The sequence below is a fragment of the Streptomyces sp. BJ20 genome (assembly GCF_022869105.1).
Classification (GTDB): Bacteria; Actinomycetota; Actinomycetes; order Streptomycetales; family Streptomycetaceae; genus Streptomyces; species Streptomyces griseoincarnatus.
Genome location: NZ_CP094918.1, coordinates 2,005,199 through 2,023,741, shown reverse-complemented (window position 1 = coordinate 2,023,741; position 18,543 = coordinate 2,005,199). Strand labels below are relative to the sequence as shown.

General features: G+C 69.5%; 12 protein-coding genes. 3 read left to right on the top strand and 9 right to left on the bottom strand.

What is annotated here, in order from left to right:
• Positions 1-8: 8 nt before the first annotated feature.
• The 4 genes from MTR79_RS09285 to ngcE form a co-directional block, all read right to left on the bottom strand.
• Complete coding sequence (locus tag MTR79_RS09285; RefSeq protein WP_244789728.1) at positions 9-1,220, bottom strand: ROK family transcriptional regulator; 1,212 nt, start codon at positions 1,218-1,220, stop codon at positions 9-11.
• A gap of 253 nt (positions 1,221-1,473) precedes the next feature.
• Positions 1,474-2,382, bottom strand: coding sequence for a carbohydrate ABC transporter permease (locus MTR79_RS09280; protein WP_048456038.1), 909 nt, complete (start codon positions 2,380-2,382; stop codon positions 1,474-1,476).
• The gene (locus MTR79_RS09275; RefSeq protein ID WP_086698665.1) at positions 2,379-3,440 is read right to left on the bottom strand and encodes a sugar ABC transporter permease; all 1,062 of its coding nucleotides are present in this window, start codon (positions 3,438-3,440) and stop codon (positions 2,379-2,381) included. The genes MTR79_RS09280 and MTR79_RS09275 overlap by 4 nt, the downstream gene beginning before the upstream one ends.
• Positions 3,441-3,447: 7 nt before the next feature.
• On the bottom strand, positions 3,448-4,791 hold the full coding sequence (gene ngcE / locus MTR79_RS09270) for an N-acetylglucosamine/diacetylchitobiose ABC transporter substrate-binding protein (protein WP_220450258.1): 1,344 nt from the start codon (positions 4,789-4,791) through the stop codon (positions 3,448-3,450).
• A gap of 672 nt (positions 4,792-5,463) precedes the next feature.
• On the opposite strand from ngcE, the gene MTR79_RS09265 reads away from it, so the two are divergent.
• Positions 5,464-9,270, top strand: coding sequence for a GH92 family glycosyl hydrolase (locus MTR79_RS09265; protein ID WP_244789726.1), 3,807 nt, complete (start codon positions 5,464-5,466; stop codon positions 9,268-9,270).
• Positions 9,271-9,388: 118 nt separating this feature from the next.
• The gene (locus MTR79_RS09260; protein ID WP_244789725.1) at positions 9,389-11,347 is read left to right on the top strand and encodes an alpha-glucuronidase; all 1,959 of its coding nucleotides are present in this window, start codon (positions 9,389-9,391) and stop codon (positions 11,345-11,347) included.
• A 14-nt stretch (positions 11,348-11,361) separates the two neighbouring features.
• On the opposite strand, the gene MTR79_RS09255 is transcribed toward MTR79_RS09260, so the two are convergent.
• From MTR79_RS09255 to MTR79_RS09235, 5 genes are read right to left on the bottom strand one after another with little or no spacing between them, the layout of a single operon-like run.
• Positions 11,362-12,045, bottom strand: a complete 684-nt coding sequence (locus tag MTR79_RS09255) for a hypothetical protein (protein WP_189363395.1) — start codon at positions 12,043-12,045, stop codon at positions 11,362-11,364.
• Positions 12,042-13,559: a xylan 1,4-beta-xylosidase gene (locus tag MTR79_RS09250; protein ID WP_244789724.1), complete on the bottom strand. Its 1,518-nt coding sequence runs from the start codon at positions 13,557-13,559 to the stop codon at positions 12,042-12,044. The genes MTR79_RS09255 and MTR79_RS09250 overlap by 4 nt, the downstream gene beginning before the upstream one ends.
• On the bottom strand, positions 13,556-15,208 hold the full coding sequence (locus MTR79_RS09245; protein WP_189363393.1) for an extracellular solute-binding protein: 1,653 nt from the start codon (positions 15,206-15,208) through the stop codon (positions 13,556-13,558). The genes MTR79_RS09250 and MTR79_RS09245 overlap by 4 nt, the downstream gene beginning before the upstream one ends.
• Positions 15,209-15,255: 47 nt before the next feature.
• The gene (locus tag MTR79_RS09240; protein WP_048456045.1) at positions 15,256-16,137 is read right to left on the bottom strand and encodes a carbohydrate ABC transporter permease; all 882 of its coding nucleotides are present in this window, start codon (positions 16,135-16,137) and stop codon (positions 15,256-15,258) included.
• Positions 16,131-17,123 (bottom strand): ABC transporter permease subunit, encoded by a 993-nt coding sequence (locus MTR79_RS09235; RefSeq protein WP_086698679.1) that lies wholly within the window; start codon positions 17,121-17,123, stop codon positions 16,131-16,133. The genes MTR79_RS09240 and MTR79_RS09235 overlap by 7 nt, the downstream gene beginning before the upstream one ends.
• 253 nt (positions 17,124-17,376) lie before the next feature.
• Here MTR79_RS09235 and MTR79_RS09230 point away from each other — a divergent pair, with 253 nt between their 5' ends.
• Positions 17,377-18,369 (top strand): acetylxylan esterase, encoded by a 993-nt coding sequence (locus tag MTR79_RS09230; protein ID WP_244789723.1) that lies wholly within the window; start codon positions 17,377-17,379, stop codon positions 18,367-18,369.
• Positions 18,370-18,543: the final 174 nt, after the last annotated feature.

Sequence of the window (18,543 nt, the reverse complement as noted above, 5' to 3'; positions counted from 1 at the left end):
TCCGTTCTCTAAGTGAAGGCAGGTGTGGACGCGGCGAGGGACCCCGTCGCGGTTCCGTCCAGAAGGGTCGAATCGCCCATCTCGCTCAGTGCCAGCGCGAGGGCGCCGAGCACCTCGGCGCGACCCCCAAGTGCCCCCGGAAGGACGGAGAGTTGGCGCGCGGCACTGGGGATGGCGTAGCGTCCCACGGACTCCCTTATGGGGCCCAGGACCAGCTCCCCGGCCTCCGCGAGGTCGCCGCCGAGCACGACCCGGCTCGGGTTCAGGAGGTTGCACAGATTGGCCACACCGCTGCCGATGTGGCGGCCCACGTCGGCGATCACCCGACGGCATCCCGGGTCACCGTCCCTGGCCGTCCTCACGACGCCCTCCATGGTCAAGTCCGTGCCGTGGCTGGGCTGGAGCAGCGGCAGCACGTAGCGCGCGGCCGTGAAGGTCTCCAGGCAGCCGCGGTTGCCGCAGCGGCAGACCGGACCGGACTCGTCCAGGGTGATATGTCCGATCTCGCCCGCCGTGCCGCCCGGGCCGCGGTAGATCTTCCCACTGATCACCAGGCCGGCGCCGACACCGCTGGCGACCTTGATGTACGCCAGGTCGCGCACGCCCCGGCCGCTCCCCCAGACCATCTCGCCGAGGGCGCCCAGGTTGGCGTCGTTGTCCACGTGCACCGGCACGCCGAGCCGCCCCCGCAGCTCCTCGGCGGGACGGGTCCCGGACCAGCCGGGCAGGATCGCGGTGGACCCGAGGGTGCCGGACTCCACGTCGATCGGTCCCGGCACGCCGAGACCGACGCCCGCGACCTTGGACCGGTCCACGCCGGTGGCCTCGATCAGCCGGTTGACCAGCTGTTCCGCCCGGTCGAAACCCTGGGAGGAGGAGGCGTCCACGTCGAGCGGCTCGGACTCCTCCGCCAGCACCTGGTGGGCGAGGTTGCCGACGGCGACCCGCAGGTGGGTGTGCCCGAAGTCGACCCCGATGACGATGCCGGCGTCCCCGCTCAGCGATACGCTGCGGGCCCGGCGTCCGCCCGACGAGGTGGGGGTGACCTCGACCGTACCGCTCTCCTTCAGTTCCCGGACGATGTTGGAGACCGTGGCCGCGGACAGGCCGGTCGTCCTCGCGATCTCCGCCTGGGTCAGGGAACCCGCAAGACGTACTGCTCGGACGACCCGCTCCAGGTTGGCTCGGTGCAGCGACGACTGCGACCCCGGAGTCTCCATTGACTCTCACCCTCATCCCTGGCCCGCGTCACCTTGGGTGACGAGGCCTTGTACAAGTTATGAAGTCCAAGCTCCGCTGAATCGCCCAGTGCCGTCAAGACCTTGACAGAAATCGGTTCCAGGCCGTGTCCGGCCGACTACGTGCGGTGCGTCACAGGGGTCCGGCCCCGGAGAGGTGTCTCTCCGGGGCCGGACCCCTGTGTACGACGGGTGGAGCGGCGGTGGGCGTCGCCCCTGTGGAGCGGCGGTGGTCTCAGCGGAAGGTTCCCTGTGACACCGAACCGGCGATCCGCCGCTGGAAGACGCAGTACACGATCAGTACGGGCACCACCGTGATCACGATCGCCGCGAACAGGGCGCCGTAGTCGATGTCGTAGACCTGCGAGGACGCGTAGGCGGCCATGCCCTGGGTGAGGACCCACATGTCCTGGTCGGTGTTGAGCGCCACCGGCAGCAGGAACTGGTTCCACAGGCCCAGGAAGTTGAAGATCGCCACCGCCGCCATGCCCGGACGGGCCATCGGCAGCATCACCTGGAAGAACGCCCGCCAGTCCCCGGCACCGTCGATCAACGCGGCCTCGTACACGTCGTGCGGCAGCGACCGGAAGAACGCGTAGAGGAAGAACATCGTGAACGGCAGCGCGAACGCGACATAGGTGAGGATCAGTCCTGGACGCGTGTTCAGCAGCCCGAAATTCTGCAGCTGGAAGAAAAGCGGAACGATCGCCAGGAAGACCGGGAAAGTGAGGCCGGCGAGCATGACGTAGTAGATCAGCCGGCGGCCGGGGAACTCGAACCGGGCGAGAATGTAGGCGCACATCGCGCCGAGCAGCATCACCAGGATCAGTGCCGAGACCACGACGATCACGGAATTCAGGAAATACCGTCCGATGTTCGCGTCGGTCCACGCGTTCGCGTAGTTCTCGATCCGCCAGTGATCCGGCAGCGAGAACGGCGACGAAAGGATCTCGCCGGTCGATTTGAACGACGACATCAGCACCCACAGCATGGGCACGATCACGATCACCGACCACAGGATCAGCAGGGCGTGCGAGATCGCCGCGAATCTGCGGTCGCTGCCCGCGGCGACGCGCGTCAGCCTCCGGTCTCTCGCCGGTTCACGGTCACTGGCCGGCTTCCGGTCGGCGGCGATGACGCTCACCCGGCACCTCCCTTGGCTGCGGCACGCCGAGCTGCGGACCCAGGTGCTTTCCTCTTGCTCTCGCCCTCGCCGCCGCCCGTGAGGCGGTTGACGAGGAACACCAGCGCCGCGAACACCAGGGTGACGACGGCGAGGACGACGCCCATCGCGGTGGCGTAGCCGAACTGCTGCTTGGCGAAGGCGACGTTGAACAGACGCTGGCTGATCGTCAGGGTCGAGTTGTCCGGGCCGCCGTTCGGCACCATCGCCTGCACGTAGACGAACGCGTCGAGGGCGGCGATGCCCAGGTAGATGTACGCCGTCTGCACGCTGTCCCGGATCGCCGGCAGGGTGATCGAGATCGTGGTGCGCAGCCGGCCGGCCCCGTCGATCCTCGCCGCCTCGTACAGCTCGGCGGGAACGCCCTTGATCGCGGCGACGAAGAGCACCGCGTAGAACCCGACGAGTCCCCAGATGATGACGAACATCACGGCCGGCATCGCCGTCGCCTTCTCGCCCAGCCACGCGAACGTGTCGAACCGGTCGAGGCCGAGGCCCGTGAGGACGCCGTTGAGCAGCCCGGCGTTCGGGTCGTACATCTGCGCCCAGATCAGACCGACGATGATCGCCGGCACGACGTAGGGGAAGAACGAGACGATCCGGTAGAACGACGCTCCCCGGATCCCTCGGACGGGGCCCTTCCCAGGCCCTCCCAGGGTGATGGCCACGGCGACCCCGAGGGCGAGCGTCAGCGTCACCAGCGGCACGAAGACCGCGAGGAGTGCGACGTTGCGCAACGCCTTCAGGAAGATGTCGTCCTGGAACATCTTCGTGAAGTTGTCGAAGCCGACGAAGTTGTAGTCCGGGCTGAAGCCGCGCCAGTCGGTCATCGCCCAGAAGATCGCCTGGCCGAACGGGATCAGGACGAAGATCACGAAGATGGCCAGCGGGACACCGAGGAACGCGAGGAAGAACGTCACCCGGTCGAACGTGAGCTTGCGGCGCCGTGGCCGCCCACCGCGAGCGGCCGGCTCGGGCCGGCGGCTCGCGGTTCCGGCAGTGGGGATCGTGTCCTTCATCGCGGTGCTAGCTGACCTTGACCTTGTCGACGGAGTCGTCCTCCCGGACCTTGTCGGAGATCCTCTGCAGGGCCGAGGTCAGCCCCTTGCCGTCGAGGTCACCGGCGAGGAACGAGTTCCACGGCACCAACTGGTCGGTGTTCATCCCGTAGGTCTCGACGAACATGTAGTTGAAGATGTTGGTGCCCGCGGCCTCCAGCATCGTCGTCTGCGAGACGAGGGCCGTCGATCCGTAACCGTCTGCGGGCACGGTGCCCTTGACGATCGTCGGGGCCAGCTTCGTCTTCGAGAAGTTGGCGGCCGACTTCTCCGACAGCATCGCCCGCAGCACCTCCTTGGCGCCGGCCGGGTTCTTGCCCTGCCGGGGCACGATGAACGGCTCGCCGGCGGCCGCGCGGAGCGACTCCCAGGGCAGCGCCGGCTTGTCGGTGAGCGTCATCGACGGGAAGCCGGTCATCTGGAAGTCGGCCTTCGTGGCCTTCTTCATCTCGTTCTCGATCCAGCCGCCGGAGGGGTAGAGCAGCGCCTTCTGGTCGTTGCTCCAGATCGCCTGCGCCTTCTGGAACTGGGTGCCGGAGCCGCCGGGGACGAACATCTTCTGCCTGACCATGGTCTCCATGACCTTGATGACGCCCTGGACGGCCGGGTGCGACCAGCAGCCCTTCTCCAGGTTCTCCAGGCCGAGCCGGACCTCGTCGCCGCCCTCCTTGATCGCCGAGTCGATCAGGAGCGTGCGGTAGTAGGTCGCCGCCTCCTTGCCGTGGACGAAGAGGTACTTGCCCTTCTTCTTCGCCTGCTGGCCGAGGTCGAGCGCCTCGTCCCAGGTCTTCGGCGGGGTCCAGCCGTTCTCCTCGAAGAGCGTCTTCGAGTACCAGACGCCGTACACGGTCATCACGTAGTTGAGAGCGACGAACTTGTCCTTGAACGTGCCGGGGGCCTTGACACCGGGGTAGACGATGTCGGCGATCTTCTTGCCCTCGTAGGTGTTGGCCTCGAAGAGGTCGTCGAGCTCCTCCAACTGGTCGAGGATGCCCAGGAAGCCGATCTGGTCCTCACCGGAGTTGTCGATGAGGTCCGGCGGGTTGCCGCCGACGAAGCGGGGCTGGAGCTGGGGGGCGATGTCGACGACCGGGTCGACCTTGACCTTGAGGCCCTTGACCTGGCTCCCGAGCACCTGGTTGGTGTAGTCGACGTAGTCGGTGCCGTAGCCGCCGTCGAAGATGGCCGCTTCGACCGTGGAGTTCGCGGCGACGCCGAACGGGTTCGTGGCGCTCTTCTCGCCCTTCGGGCCGCCGGCGCCGTCGCCGTCCTTGCTGGAGGGAGAGCTGCACGCTACCGCGAACGATCCCACCGCCGCGGTGGCGATGGCCCCGCGCAGGAGCGTCCGCCTGTCAAGAGAGCCGGCACGAATGGTCATCTCTGCATCCTCACTGATCGATTGGCTCTGTACGGGTGTGCTGCGTGTGCGCCCGCCGTGGCCGGACCGATCCTGCGCCGGCCGCACGGGGGGCGTTGTCGCCGTCTCGGAGCCGCGGTGCGGCTCCGGTGATCAGCTGAGCGATGCCGGCACCACAGTCGCCGGGGCCGGAGCGGCGGTCGCACTCCGCCTGATCAGTTCGCCATGGCCTACGCCGGAAGTGGATCCCATGCTCAAGTCCTCGCCTTCTCCAGGACTCAGGCGGTGAACCGGATCCATCCCGGCACCGCGTTCGGGTCAAGCTGGGTCGTGCAGGAAGTGCGGCTGGTACTGGTCGGGTGCGGTGAAGACTGCCCCGGAGTGCCGACAGGTATAGTCCACTTCACGCCGACGGAGCAAGATCGAATGCAAGGTTCCCCGTACGTCTTTTCCGAGTTGAGACCTCGCGGAAATAAGAGCCTCGGGCACCTTACGCAACGGAAAAGTCAGCGCCATCGCTTGCGAATGCCACAATCAACCCCTTGACATCGCAGTCCACTTGACCCACTACTGTTCCTTGCGCACTGCAATTGACAACGTTGTCCAGCGCAGGGAGGGTGCTCGCGCATGCAACAGAGGGTTCGGCACAGATGGGGAACGGCGGTCGTCGCGACGACCGCCTTCGCTTTGGCCGCGGGCTCACAGGGCGTCGCCGTGGCGCTCCCCGAGGCGCCGCCGAGGACCGACCGGGAGTTCTCCTCGTCGTTCGAGTCCGGGGACCCCGCCCCGGACTGGCTGAACACCGTGGAGACCACACGCGGCGGCGGCAAGCGCGCCTCCGACGTGAACGGCGGGTACAGCGCCGGCATCCCCGGCAACGTCACCGACCATGTCACCGAGGTCCGCGCGAGCGCGGAGAACACCGACGGCCGGGAGGTGAAGGAGCACCTCGTCGACAGCCTGTCCAGCACCAAGTGGCTGGCCTTCGAGCCCACCGCCTGGGTGGAGTTCGACTTCGACGCGCCGGTCGAGGTGCAGCGGTACGCGCTCACCTCCGCCAACGACCACGAGGAGCGCGACCCGCGCGACTGGGTCCTCAAGGGCTCCGCCGACGGCGAGGAGTGGACGACCCTCGACAGCCGCACGGGCGAGACGTTCGAGGAGCGCTTCCAGACGAAGACGTACGCGCTGGACGCGTCCGTGGCCGGCGAGTACCGGCACTTCCGGCTGGAGATCACCAAGAACGGCAGCGGGAACATAGTCCAGCTCGCCGATGTGCAGTTCGCGGCCGGCGGCGAGGACGAGCCGGAGCCCGAGGACATGCTGTCGCTGGTCGACCGCGGTCCGACCGGCTCCCCGACCGCCAAGGCCCGGGCCGGCTTCACCGGCGTACGGGCGCTGCGTTACGCGGGCCGCCATCTCGCCGACGGGCGGGCGTACTCGTACAACAAGGTGTTCGACGTCAACGTGAAGGTCGAGCGGGACACCCAGCTGTCCTACCGCGTCTTCCCGTCGATGGCGGACGGCGACCTCGACTACGACGCCACGAACGTCGCCGTCGACCTCGCCTTCACCGACGGCACCTATCTGAGCGACCTGCGCGCCACCGACCAGCACGGCTTCCCGCTCACCCCGCGCGGGCAGGGCGAGTCCAAGGTGCTGTACGTCAACCAGTGGAACAACGTGGTCTCCCGGATCGGCTCCGTGGCCAGGGGCAGGACCGTGGACCGGATCCTGGTGGCGTACGACTCCCCCAAGGGCCCGGCGAAGTTCCGCGGCTGGCTGGACGACGTGGCGTTGAAGCAGGTGCGGCCCGAGCGTCCGAAGGCGCATCTGTCGGACTACGCGGTGACCACCCGCGGCACCAACTCCAGCGGCAGCTTCTCGCGCGGCAACACCTTCCCGGCGACGGCGGTGCCGCACGGTTTCAACTTCTGGACCCCGGTCACCAACGCCGCCTCCAAGAGCTGGCTGTACGAGTACGCGGCGGGCAACAACGACGACAACCTGCCGATGATCCAGGCGTTCAGCGCGAGCCACGAGCCGAGCCCCTGGATGGGCGACCGGCAGACCTTCCAGGTGATGCCGTCGGCCGCGGAGGGCGCCCCGGAGACCGGCCGTGACGCGCGCGAGCTGGCCTTCCGGCACGAGAACGAGACCGCCCGGCCGTACTACTACGGGGTGCGGTTCGAGAACGGCGTGAAGGCCGAGATGGCGCCGACGGACCACGCGGCGATGATGCGGTTCACCTTCCCCGGTGACGACGCGAGCGTGATCTTCGACAACGTCACCGACGAGGCGGGGCTGACGCTGAACAAGGAGGACGCCTCCTTCACCGGCTACTCGGACGTCAAGTCCGGCCTGTCGACCGGCGCGACCCGCATGTTCGTCTACGGCGAGTTCGACAGGGAGGTCGTGTCGGGCGACTCGAAGGGCGAGCGCGGCCATCTGCGCTTCGACGCGGGCAAGGACCGCACGGTCACCCTGCGCCTGGCCACCTCGCTGATCAGCGTGGACCAGGCGAAGGACAACCTGCGCCAGGAGATCGGGCGCAAGACCTCCTTCGACAAGGTCAAGCGGGACGCGCGGCGCCAGTGGGACCGCGTCCTCGGCAAGGTCGAGGTCGAGGGCGCCACGCCGGACCAGCTGACCACGCTCTACTCCAGCCTGTACCGGCTGTACCTGTACCCGAACTCGGGCTTCGAGAAGGTCGACGGGAAGTACAAGTACGCCTCGCCGTTCTCGCGGATGCCGGAGCCGGACACCCCGACCCACACGGGCGCGAAGATCGTGGACGGCAAGGTGTACGTCAACAACGGCTTCTGGGACACCTACAGGACGACCTGGCCCGCGTACTCCTTCCTCACCCCGTCCAAGGCCGGTGAGCTGGTCGACGGCTTCGTGCAGCACTACAAGGACGGCGGCTGGACCTCCCGCTGGTCCTCCCCCGGCTACGCGGACCTGATGACCGGGACCTCCTCGGACGTCGCCTTCGCGGACGCCTACGTCAAGGGCGTCGACGGCTTCGACGCGAAGGCCGCGTACGACGCGGCGGTGAAGAACGCCACCGTGGTGCCCCCGTCGTCCGGTGTGGGCCGCAAGGGCATGGCGACCTCGCCGTTCCTCGGCTACACCAGCACCGAGACCCACGAGGGCCTGTCCTGGGCCCTGGAGGGCTACCTCAACGACTACGGCATCGCCAAGATGGGCGAGGCGCTGTACGAGAAGACGGGCGACAAGCGCTACCAGGAGGAGTCGGCGTACTTCCTCGACCGGGCGCAGGACTACGTCAACCTGTTCGACTCCGAGGCCGGCTTCTTCCAGGGCAGGAACCTCAAGGGCGACTGGCGGGTGGAGTCCTCGAAGTACGACCCGCGCGTGTGGGGCCACGACTACACGGAGACCAACGGCTGGGGCTACGCGTTCACCGCCGCCCAGGACAGCCGGGGCCTCGCCAACCTGTACGGCGGGCGCAAGGGCCTCGCCGACAAGCTGGACGAGTACCTCTCCACGCCGGAGACGGCCTCCCCGGACCTCAAGGGCTCCTACGGCGGCGTCATCCACGAGATGATCGAGGCGCGCGACGTCCGCATGGGCATGTACGGCCACTCCAACCAGGTGGCCCACCACGCCCTGTACATGTACGACGCGGCCGGGCAGCCCTGGAAGACGCAGAAGAACGTGCGCGAGGTGCTGTCCCGCCTCTACACCGGCAGCGAGATCGGGCAGGGCTACCACGGCGACGAGGACAACGGCGAGCAGTCCGCCTGGTACCTGTTCTCCTCGCTCGGCTTCTACCCGCTGGTCATGGGCAGCGGCGAGTACGCCATCGGCTCCCCGCTGTTCACCAAGGTCACCGTGCACCTGGAGAACGGCCGCGAATTGGTCGTCAAGGCGCCGAAGAACAGCGCGAAGAACGTGTACGTGCAGGGCCTGAAGGTCAACGGCAAGCGGTGGAACTCCACGGCGCTGCCGCACTCGGTGATCGCCAGGGGCGGTGTGCTCGAGTTCGACATGGGCCCGCGCCCGTCGTCGTGGGGCACCGGCGAGAACGCGGCGCCGGTGTCGATCACCCAGGACGACGAGGTGCCCGCTCCGCGCGAGGACGCGGTGAAGGGCGAGGGCCCGCTGTTCGACAACACGTCGGAGACCGCCGCCGCGGTGACCGAGGTCGAGCTGCCCGTGGAGAAGGCCGCCGCGACGGTGCAGTACACCCTGACCTCCTCGGACGCCGCGAAGGCGCCCACCGGCTGGGTGCTCCAGGGCTCCGCGGACGGGAAGACCTGGCAGGACCTGGACCGGCGGACGGACGAGTCCTTCCGCTGGGACCGGCAGACCCGCGTCTTCTCGGTGGCGAAGCCGAAGCCGTACGAGCACCACCGGCTGGTGCTGACCGGTGAGGCGACGCTGGCGGAGGTGGAGCTGCTGAGCTGACCCGCGCCCACCTGGCGGGTCCGGACCTGGTCCGGGCCCGCCTTTTCCTTGCCGTTCCCGCTCGGCTTCCGGATCACCACGGGTACCTCCGGAGCGGCCGGTGCACCAGAATGGAACCATGACGGACTCGGGGGACTTCGACGCCGCCTGGCTGCCCGGCACCGCGTTCCGCGCGGTCGGCGCCCGCCGTTCACTCGTCCGGAGCGGCCCGGATCCGCTGGCGGACACGGTGCGCGGTGAACTCGCCGACGCCTGTGCCCGGTTCGGCGGGGAGGTGATCCGGGACGGGGGCGCGGCCGAGTTCCTCCTGGAAGTGACCGGCGGCAGCCCGGACGACGAGAGCTACACACTCCGACGCGCGGACGGGATCACGTCGTTGACCGCGCCGAGCGGGCGCGGGCTGCTGTACGGGCTGTTCCACGTCGTGCGGCTCGGCGAGGGCGCCTTCTCCGGGGACCTGGCGCCGCGCACGCACCGGCCCGCCCTGGCCACCCGCATGCTGGACCACTGGGACAACGTGGCCGTGCACCCGGTGATGGGGCAGGTCGAGCGCGGTTACGCGGGCGGCTCCCTGTTCTGGTCGGACGGCGAGGCGCGCGGCGACCTCGGCCGGGTGCGGGCGTACGGCAGGCTGCTGGCCGCGTGCGGGATCAACGCCGTCGCCGTCAACAACGTCAACGTGCACGCCACGGAGGCGCGGCTGCTGACCGACCGGATCGGCGACGTGGCCGCGATCGCCGGCGCGCTGCGGCCGTACGGCATCCGCACGCACCTCTCCGTCAGCTTCGCCGCGCCGATGCTGCTGGGCGGGCCGGACACCGCCGACCCGCTCGACCCGGCCGTGCGCGGCTGGTGGGCGAGGGCGACCGCCCGCGTGTACGAGGCGGTCCCGGACTTCGGCGGGTACGTGGTGAAGGCCGACTCCGAGGGCCGGCCGGGCCCCTTCGCCTACGGCCGCTCGCACGCCGACGGCGCGAACATGCTGGCCGCGGCGCTGGAGCCGCACGGCGGCACGGTGCACTGGCGGGCCTTCGTCTACGACCACCGCCAGGACTGGCGGGACCGCTCGACCGACCGCGCGAGGGCCGCGTACGACCATTTCACCCCGCTGGACGGGGAGTTCGCCGACAACGCGTTGCTCCAGGTGAAGCACGGGCCGATGGACTTCCAGGTGCGTGAGCCGGTCTCGCCGCTGATCGGCGCGATGCCGGACACCCGGCTCGCGGTGGAGCTCCAGGTCACCCAGGAGTACACCGGGCAGCAGCAGCACGTGTGCTGGCTGGGACCGATGTGGAGCGAGGTGCTGCGGTTCCGTCCGGACGGCGAGGTGCCCGTCGGGCGGCTCGCGGACGGTCTGGTCGCGGTGTCCAACGCCGGCGACGACCGGTTCTGGACCGGTCACCCCCTCGCCCAGGCCAACCTGTACACCTTCGGGCGGCTGGCGTGGGATCCGGCGGCGGACCCGAGGGCCGTGCTCGACGAGTGGATCGCGCTGACCCACCCGGACGCCCCGCACCGGCTGGCCGGGGGACTGCACGCGATCCTGGACGGCTCCTGGAGGACGTACGAGAAGTACACGGCGCCACTCGGGGTGGGTTTCATGGTGCAGCCGGGCCACCACTACGGGCCGGGCGTGGACGGCTACGAGTACAGCCCCTGGGGCACCTACCACTTCGCCGACCGGGACGGCGTCGGCGTCGACCGCTCCGTGGCGACCGGCACCGGCTTCGCCGGGCAGTACGCCGAGCCGTGGGCGAAGCTCTACGAGTCCCCCGGCACCTGCCCCGACGAGCTGCTGCTGTTCTTCCACCACGTCCCGTACGGCCATGTGCTGCACAGCGGGAAGACGGTGATCCAGCACATCTACGACACCCACTTCGAGGGCGTGGAGGAGGCAGAGGAGGCCCGTCGGGTGTGGGCGGGACTCTCGGATCTCGTGGAGCCGGAGCGGCACGCGCGGGTGGCGGAACGGTTCGCGGAGCAGCTGCGCGGTGCCCGGGAGTGGCGGGACCAGATCAACAGCTACTTCCTGCGCAAGTCCGGGGTGCCGGACGCGCACGGGCGCACGATCCACTGAGCGCCCGTGCGGCCTCAGGCCGTGAAGTGCTCCCGGGTCTCCTCGATCACCGGGCGGCCGGCGTGCAGCAGGGACAGCAGCAGCGGCGCGGAGAGCAGGGCGGGCAGCGCCTCCGTGAGCAGCGCGGTGCCGGCGGCCGTGAGGATCAGCAGCGACAGGGCGCCCAGGGTGGCCCGCGGCCGCTTCGCCAGGAAGTACGCGGCGAGGCGGGCGGTGTCGCGGGCGCGGAAGGCGAACAGGGCGGTCAGCACCAGCGCGTGGGCGCCCCACAGCAGGCTGCCCACACCGGTCACGGCGAGCAGGGAAGCCCACCAGCCGGGCAGTCCGGTGGCCGGGAAGTGGGTGAGGGTGAACGCGATGACCGTGAGCCAGGCGAGCAGCGGCGCCCACAGTTTCAGCGCGGGGCCGGCGCCCAGCCGCCAGCCGCGCAGGAAGGCGCGGGCCGGGCGGAGTTCGGTGAGGTCGCCGCTGCGGTGGTGCAGGGCGTAGAGGGCCGCGACGGCGGACGGGCCGAGCGGCAGCAGGCAGAGGGCGGCGAGGGGCAGGTTGGCGGGTTCGGGGGCGAGCAGGAAGAGGCCGGCGAGGCCCGGTGCCGCGGTGAGCAGCAGCAGGGCCTCGACGGTGACGAGCGTGTGGATCAGGGCGGCGGCCCGGGACAGCGGGCCGGTGCCGAAGGCGTCGGCGCGTACGGTGCTCATGCCGGTTCCCCGCCGAGCAGCCGCCGCTCGTCCCACCAGGGCGGGGTCTCGTCGTCCACCGGGGTCAGCTCGACGAGGGTGATCTCGTGGCGAGCCAGGGTAACGGCGAGGTCCGTCCGGCCGTTGTCGACAGGCAGCCGGGAGTGGCTGCGGGCAGGCTCGGAGGCCTCCTGCAGCATGGCGAGCTGCCCGGGGCGCGGGGAGCGGGGGGAACCCATGTGCCGCCAGGCGGTGTAGGCGTTGCCGCGCTCCTCGTCGACGGAGGAGCGGCGCACGAACACCTCGCCGCCTCCCTCGCCGGCCACGGGGAGGGACAGGCGCAGGGTGTGCCCGTCAGGACCGGGGGTTTCCCCTGTGGGGTCGACGGGGGCCCAGGCGAGGACGGTGATCCGGCCGTCCGCGTGCCGGGTGACCAGGTGGTCGTCACCGCGCGCCAGTTGCTGCTCACCCATGCGCGCCATGAACGCGTACAGGTGGTAGGTCGGCTTGCGGATCTGGCGGTGGGTGAGCAGGCCGAAGCCGCCGTGGAACAGGGCGGTGGGGATGCCGGTCTCCTCGAAGACGTCGCTGAACGTCCAGTAGGAGAAGGAGTCGGCGTGGTCGCCGCCCGCCGTCACCACCGGGGCGAGGTAGGCGGCGTGGAACGCGGTGTCGTGGATCGGGTTGTCCGGCCGGTAGGAGGAGTTGAACTCGGTGATGTGGACGGGCAGTCCGGCCAGAGGGGTGCCCGCGAGGGCCGTGTGCGGCTGGGCGAACTGGTCGAGCAGGGTGCTCGCCGGGGCGAGGGTCTGGTGGGTGCCGAACGGGACGTTCCGCGCGGGCCCGGAGGCGTAGGCGTGCCGGGACACGAAGTCCACGGGCACGTCACGGCGTTCGGCGAACTCGGCGAACCGCTCCAGCCATCCGTCGGCGGCCGGGGACAGCGCGGGCCCGCCGACCGCCAGCTCCGCGTCCACCTCCTTCACGGTGTGCGCCGTCGCCTCGTACAGCCGGTGGTAGGCCGCCTCGTCCGCGTCCTGCCAGAACGGTGGCAGATCCGGCTCGTTCCACACCTCGACGGGCCAGGTGCGCACCTCGTCGAGGCCGTAGCGGTCGATCAGGTGGGTGAGGACCGCGCGCACCAGGCGGGTCCACTCCTTCTCGTCGGCGGGCGGGGTGACGTTGCCCTCCCACCAGAACACCGTCTGCGTGCCGGACGCCATCTCCCGCGGCATGAAGCCGAGTTCGAGGAAGGGGCGGATGCCGGTGCCGAGGAGGGCGTCGAAGACCTGGTCGAGGTAGGTGAACGAATGGTGGGTGCGGCGGGAGCCCTGCCACTCGTAGGGCCGGTGGACGCCCATGTCGTCGCTGAGCAGGCCGTGGCCGCGCAGACGGCGGAAGCCGATGTCGCGCTGGAGCAGGGCGAGGGAGTCCTGGTAGTCGCGGCGCAGGGCGAGGCCGAGCCGGCCGGTGCCGACGCAGGCGCGCCAGGCGTCGGACAGCCGGCCGGCCGGCTCCGCGGGCACGTGGATCACGCGTTCTCCTTCTGGAAGCGCTCGTACGCCTGGTTGTGCAGCTCGATGAGACGGTCCATGTTCTTCGCCTTGAGCTCCTTGACGTAGTCGTCCCACTCGGAGAGGGGACGCTTGCCGAGGACGAAGCGCAGGGCGTTCTGGGTGACGTGGTCCTTCAGCGGTGTGTCCCAGAGGGTGGCCTGCTCCTGCTCCTCGGCGCGCAGCGGGTGCGGCGGGTCGGTGGGCAGCTCCTCGCGGGCTGCCATCGCGTCGGTGAACTTCTTCTCGTCGGGGCTGAACGAGGAGGACACCAGCGCCCAGCTGCCGCCGTAGGTGAACACGCCGTTGAAGAAGCCGAAGTCCTTCTGCAGGTCCTTCGGGGCGCCCGGGTCGGAGCCCATGAGGGAGATGCCCGGCTGGAGCCGGTATCCCGCGTCGCCGGAGCGGGTGAACGTGGTGTTCTCCACGCCCCACTTGCAGAACTCCTGGCCGGCGTCGGAGTACCAGAGCCAGTCCACGAACTGCATCAGGGCGACGAAGTCGTCCCGCTCGAGCGCCTTGCTGGAGATCATCATGCCGTTCTCCAGGCGTCCGCCGCCCATGACGACCTCGCCCGCCGGGCCGAGCGGCACCGGGACCATCTCGATGGTGGCGCCCTTGACCTGCCGCTGGAGGTTGTAGCGGTAGTTCTGCACCAGCTCCTGCGCGTTGGCGCTGATCGCGAAGGACTTCTCCCCCAGCAGCTTCCTCACCGCCTCCTCGTCGGTCTGGGTGAAGCTCTCCGGGTCCATCAGCTTCTCCGCGACCAGCGTGCGCAGGTACTCGACGACCTGACGGAACGCGTCCGTGGCGCCGGTGAAGACGAACTTCTCCGCCGTGGCGTCCCAGGTGGTGTTGAGGTACGACCAGCCGGCGCGGACGCCGTGCGCCTGCCCCAGGTACTGGAACAACGCGCCCGCCGGGAACGGGGTGTTGGTGCTCCAGCGGTCGGTGAGGGGGTAGCGGTCCGGGTACTCCTCACGGAGCGCCTTCAGCGTCGTGTACACCTCGTCCCAGGTGGTGGGCAGGGTGAGGCCGTGCTGGTCCAGGACGTCCGTGCGGAAGGACAGCGAGTACTGCTGGCGCACCTTCTCGTGCAGGCCGGGGAGCAGGTAGTAGCGGCCGTCGGACTGGCGCAGCGAGTCGATCTCCGGCTGGAGGTTCCATCTCTTCACCTTCTCCCGGAAGTTGGGCATCAGGTCGGTGTACTCGCTGACCGGAAGGATCGCGCCGGAGGAGACGAAGGCGGTCTCCGCGCCCGGGTAGGTCTTGGGGATGAGCAGGGGGGCGTCGCCCGCGCCGATGAGGAGGCTGCGCTTCTTCTCGTAGTCGCTCAGCGGGACGGGGGTGGCGTCCAGGGTGACTCCGGTGCGCCGGGACAGCTCCTTCCAGAACAGCCAGCTCTTCTTCATCGGGTAGACCGGGTTGTCGTTGTGCAGCACGGTGAAGGTGAGCGGCTCGGTGGCTTTGAACTGCGCTCCCGCGCGGTAGTTCTTCATGGCGCCCGTGCGCTTCTTCGACAGGTCCTTGGTGTCCTCGCCGCCGCTGCCGCAGCCGGCGAGGGCGGCGAGGCCGATGAAGCCCGCTGCGGCGAGTATCTGGCGCCGGGAGAGCTGTCCGTCGTTCTTCACGGGGACTCCTGTCGTGGGGGTGGATTTGGGGGGAGTGCCTTCGGCCGTCAGCCCTTGACCGCGCCGAGCATCACGCCGGAGACGAAGTAGCGCTGCACGAACGGGTACACGCAGAGGATCGGCAGCGAGGTGAGCACGATCGTCACCGCCTGGATGTTGGCGTTGACCTGCGTGAGGTTCTCGGTGCCCGCGCCGGCGGCGGTGCCTCCGGTGGCGCCGGCGAGGAGGTTGCGCAGATACACCGTGACCGGCATCAGCTCGCTGCGGTCCATGTAGAGGAACGCCGAGAACCAGGAGTTCCAGAAGGACACCGAGTAGAACAGCACCATGGTCGCGACGACCGCCTTGGACAGCGGCAGCACGATCCGCAGCAGGGTGCCGTAGGTGCTGAGGCCGTCGATCTGCGCGGCCTCCTCCAGTTCCGACGGCAGGCTCTCGAAGAAGGCCTTCATCACCAGCAGGTTGAAGACGCTGATCGCGTTCGGCAGGGCGATGGCCCACACGCTGTTCTTCAGCCCGAGGCTGGTGATCAGGACGTAGTTGGGGATGAGGCCGCCGGTGAAGAACATGGTGAACACGGCGATCCCGACGAGCGCGCCGCGGCCCTTGAGGTGGTGCTTGGACAGGACGTAGGCGTAGCAGGTGGTCAGCACCATGGCGACGGCGGTGGCGACGACCGTGTAGAAGACGGTGTTGCCGTAGTTCCGCCAGAACATCGAGTCGGAGAAGACGATCTCGTAGGTGGTGAGGTCGAAGCCCTTGGGCCACAGCGTCACGTCACCGGCGCGGATCTCCTTCTCACCGCTGAACGAGCGGGCGACGATGTTGACGAACGGGTACAGCGTGATCAGCACGACCAGGGTGAGGATCACTCCGTTGACGCCCTGGAAGACGCGGTACCCCCGGGAGGGGCGGATCGTGCTCACCACAGGCTCGTCCCCACCGTGCGGCGCGACAGCTGGTTGGCCGAGGTGATCAGCACCAGACCGATGACCGCCTCGAACAGGCCGATGGCGGCGGCGTAGCTGAAGCTGTTGGACTCCACACCCGTGCGGTAGAGGTACGTGGAGATCACGTCGGCGGTGGGATACGTCAGCGGGTTGTACAGCAACAGGACCTTCTCGAAGCCGACGGCCAGGAACGTGCCGATGTTGAGGATCAGCAGCGTGATCATGGTGGGGCGGATGCCGGGCAGGGTGACGTGCCAGATCTGCCGCCAGCGGTTCGCGCCGTCGATCCGGGCGGCCTCGTACAGGTCCTCGTCGATGGTGGTGAGCGCGGCGAGGTAGAGGATCGTGCCCCAGCCGGCGGTCTGCCAGATCTCGGAGCCGACGTAGATGGTGCGGAACCAGTCGGGCTCCTGGATGAACCGGACCGGGTCGTGGCCGAACCAGCCGAGGACGTGGTTGACCGGGCCGTCCGTGGCGAGCATCTGCATCGTGATGCCGGCGACGATCACGATGGACAGGAAGTGCGGCAGGTACGACACCGACTGCACGAATCGTTTCAACGACCTGCGGCGGACCTCGTTGAGCAGCAGGGCGAGCACGATGGGGACGGGGAAGCAGAAGACGAGCGTCAGCCCGCCGATCCACAGGGTGTTGCGGAAGACCTGCCAGAACGTCGGGTCGGACAGGAACATCTCGACGTAGCGCAGGCCCACCCAGTACTCGCCGAGGATCGACCCGCCCGGCTCGAATCGGCGGAACGCGATCACGTTGCCGATCATCGGCAGATAGCGGAACACCAGGAAGAACAGCAGCGGCAGCACGGCCAGCGAGTAGAGCTGCCAGTCCTTGCGCAGGGCGCGCCGCCAGCCGGTGGGCGAGGGCGACCGGAGGCGCCTGCGGGGCGGGGGCGCGGGCGGCGGCTCCTGGGTGCCCGGAGGCGGAGCCGACGTGGTGGAGCTGCTCATTGCCCGGGCCTCCCGTGCCTGACGGAACCGAAACTTTCGAGCGCCTGTCGGTAACTTCGCGGCAACTTATGAGTCGTAGTAAGCGGTGTCAATGGGTGGTGCGCAGGAGCCTTTTGCCTACGTCACGGCCGCACGGAAGTCCGGAACGGACCGCTGTGGAACCCCGCCGTGATCTGTTACCGTCCACCGAAATTTCCTGCGGTCCGCCCGCAACGATCGGTGGTGCCGCCCGCCCGAGCCTGCGAGGTGCCGCGTGCCCGCGTTCGACCTGCCCCCGGCCGACCTGGAGCGCTACCGTCCGGACGTCGCCGAACCCGCGGACTTCGACGCGTTCTGGAAGCGCACGCTGGGCGAGGCGGCCGGCGCGGGCGACGTCCTGGTCTCCGCCGACCCGGTGGACAACGGGCTGCGGCTGACCGAGACCTGGGACGTGACGTTCCGCGGGTTCGCGGGCGATCCGGTGCGGGGGTGGTTCAGCCGCCCCGCCGGAGCGGGCGAACCGCTCCCGGCCGTGGTGGAGTTCGCCGGGTACGGACGCGGACGGGGTCTCCCCCACGAGCGGCTCACCTGGGTGAACGCCGGGTACGCGCATCTGCTGATGGACAACCGGGGCCAGGGCGGCCAGTACGGGTGCGGCGGGGACACCCCCGACCCGCACGCCGGCGCGCCCGGCGGTCCCGGACCGGCCGCGCGGGGGCTGTTCGACCCGCACGACCACCACTACCGCCGGCTGATCACCGACGCGGTACGCGCGGTGGACGCCGTCCGCGCCCTGCCCGGCGTGGACGCCTCCCGGGTCGCGGCGGTGGGCAACAGCCAGGGCGGAGGCGTCGCGCTGGCGGTCGCGGGACTGGTCCCGAGCCTCGCGGCGGTCCTGGTCACCGCGCCCTTCCTGTGCGGGATCCGCCGCGCGCTGGACCTCACGGACGCCTCCCCGTACGGCGAGATCAGCGCGTATCTCGCCGTGCACCGGGGCGTGGAGGAGGCGGCGTACCGCACCCTGTCGTACGTCGAGGGCATCTCCTTCGCCCGCCGTGCCCAGGCGCCCGCCCACTTCGGCGTGGGCCTCCGCGACACGGTGTGCCCGCCGAGCGGGGCGTACGCGGCGTTCAACCGGTACGCGGAACTGACGGGCGGCCAGGAGGAGAAGGTGCTGCACGCCTACCCGTTCAACGGGCATGAGGGCGGGGACGCGGTGCATGTCCGGCGGCAACTGGGATGGCTGCGCGCGGCGCTGGGCTCGTGAGTGCGCCGGGGGCGGTGAGCGGGCCCGCCCGGCAGAGCAGGGCGCGCAGTTCGGAGCGCGGCAGCGTGTCGGGACGGGTGTGGGTGACGGCGCCCGAGGTCAGGGCCAGGCCGGCCGCCGGTACCGCGGCCAGGACACAGACGAGGACGACGAACAGGACCCTGTCGCCCTTGC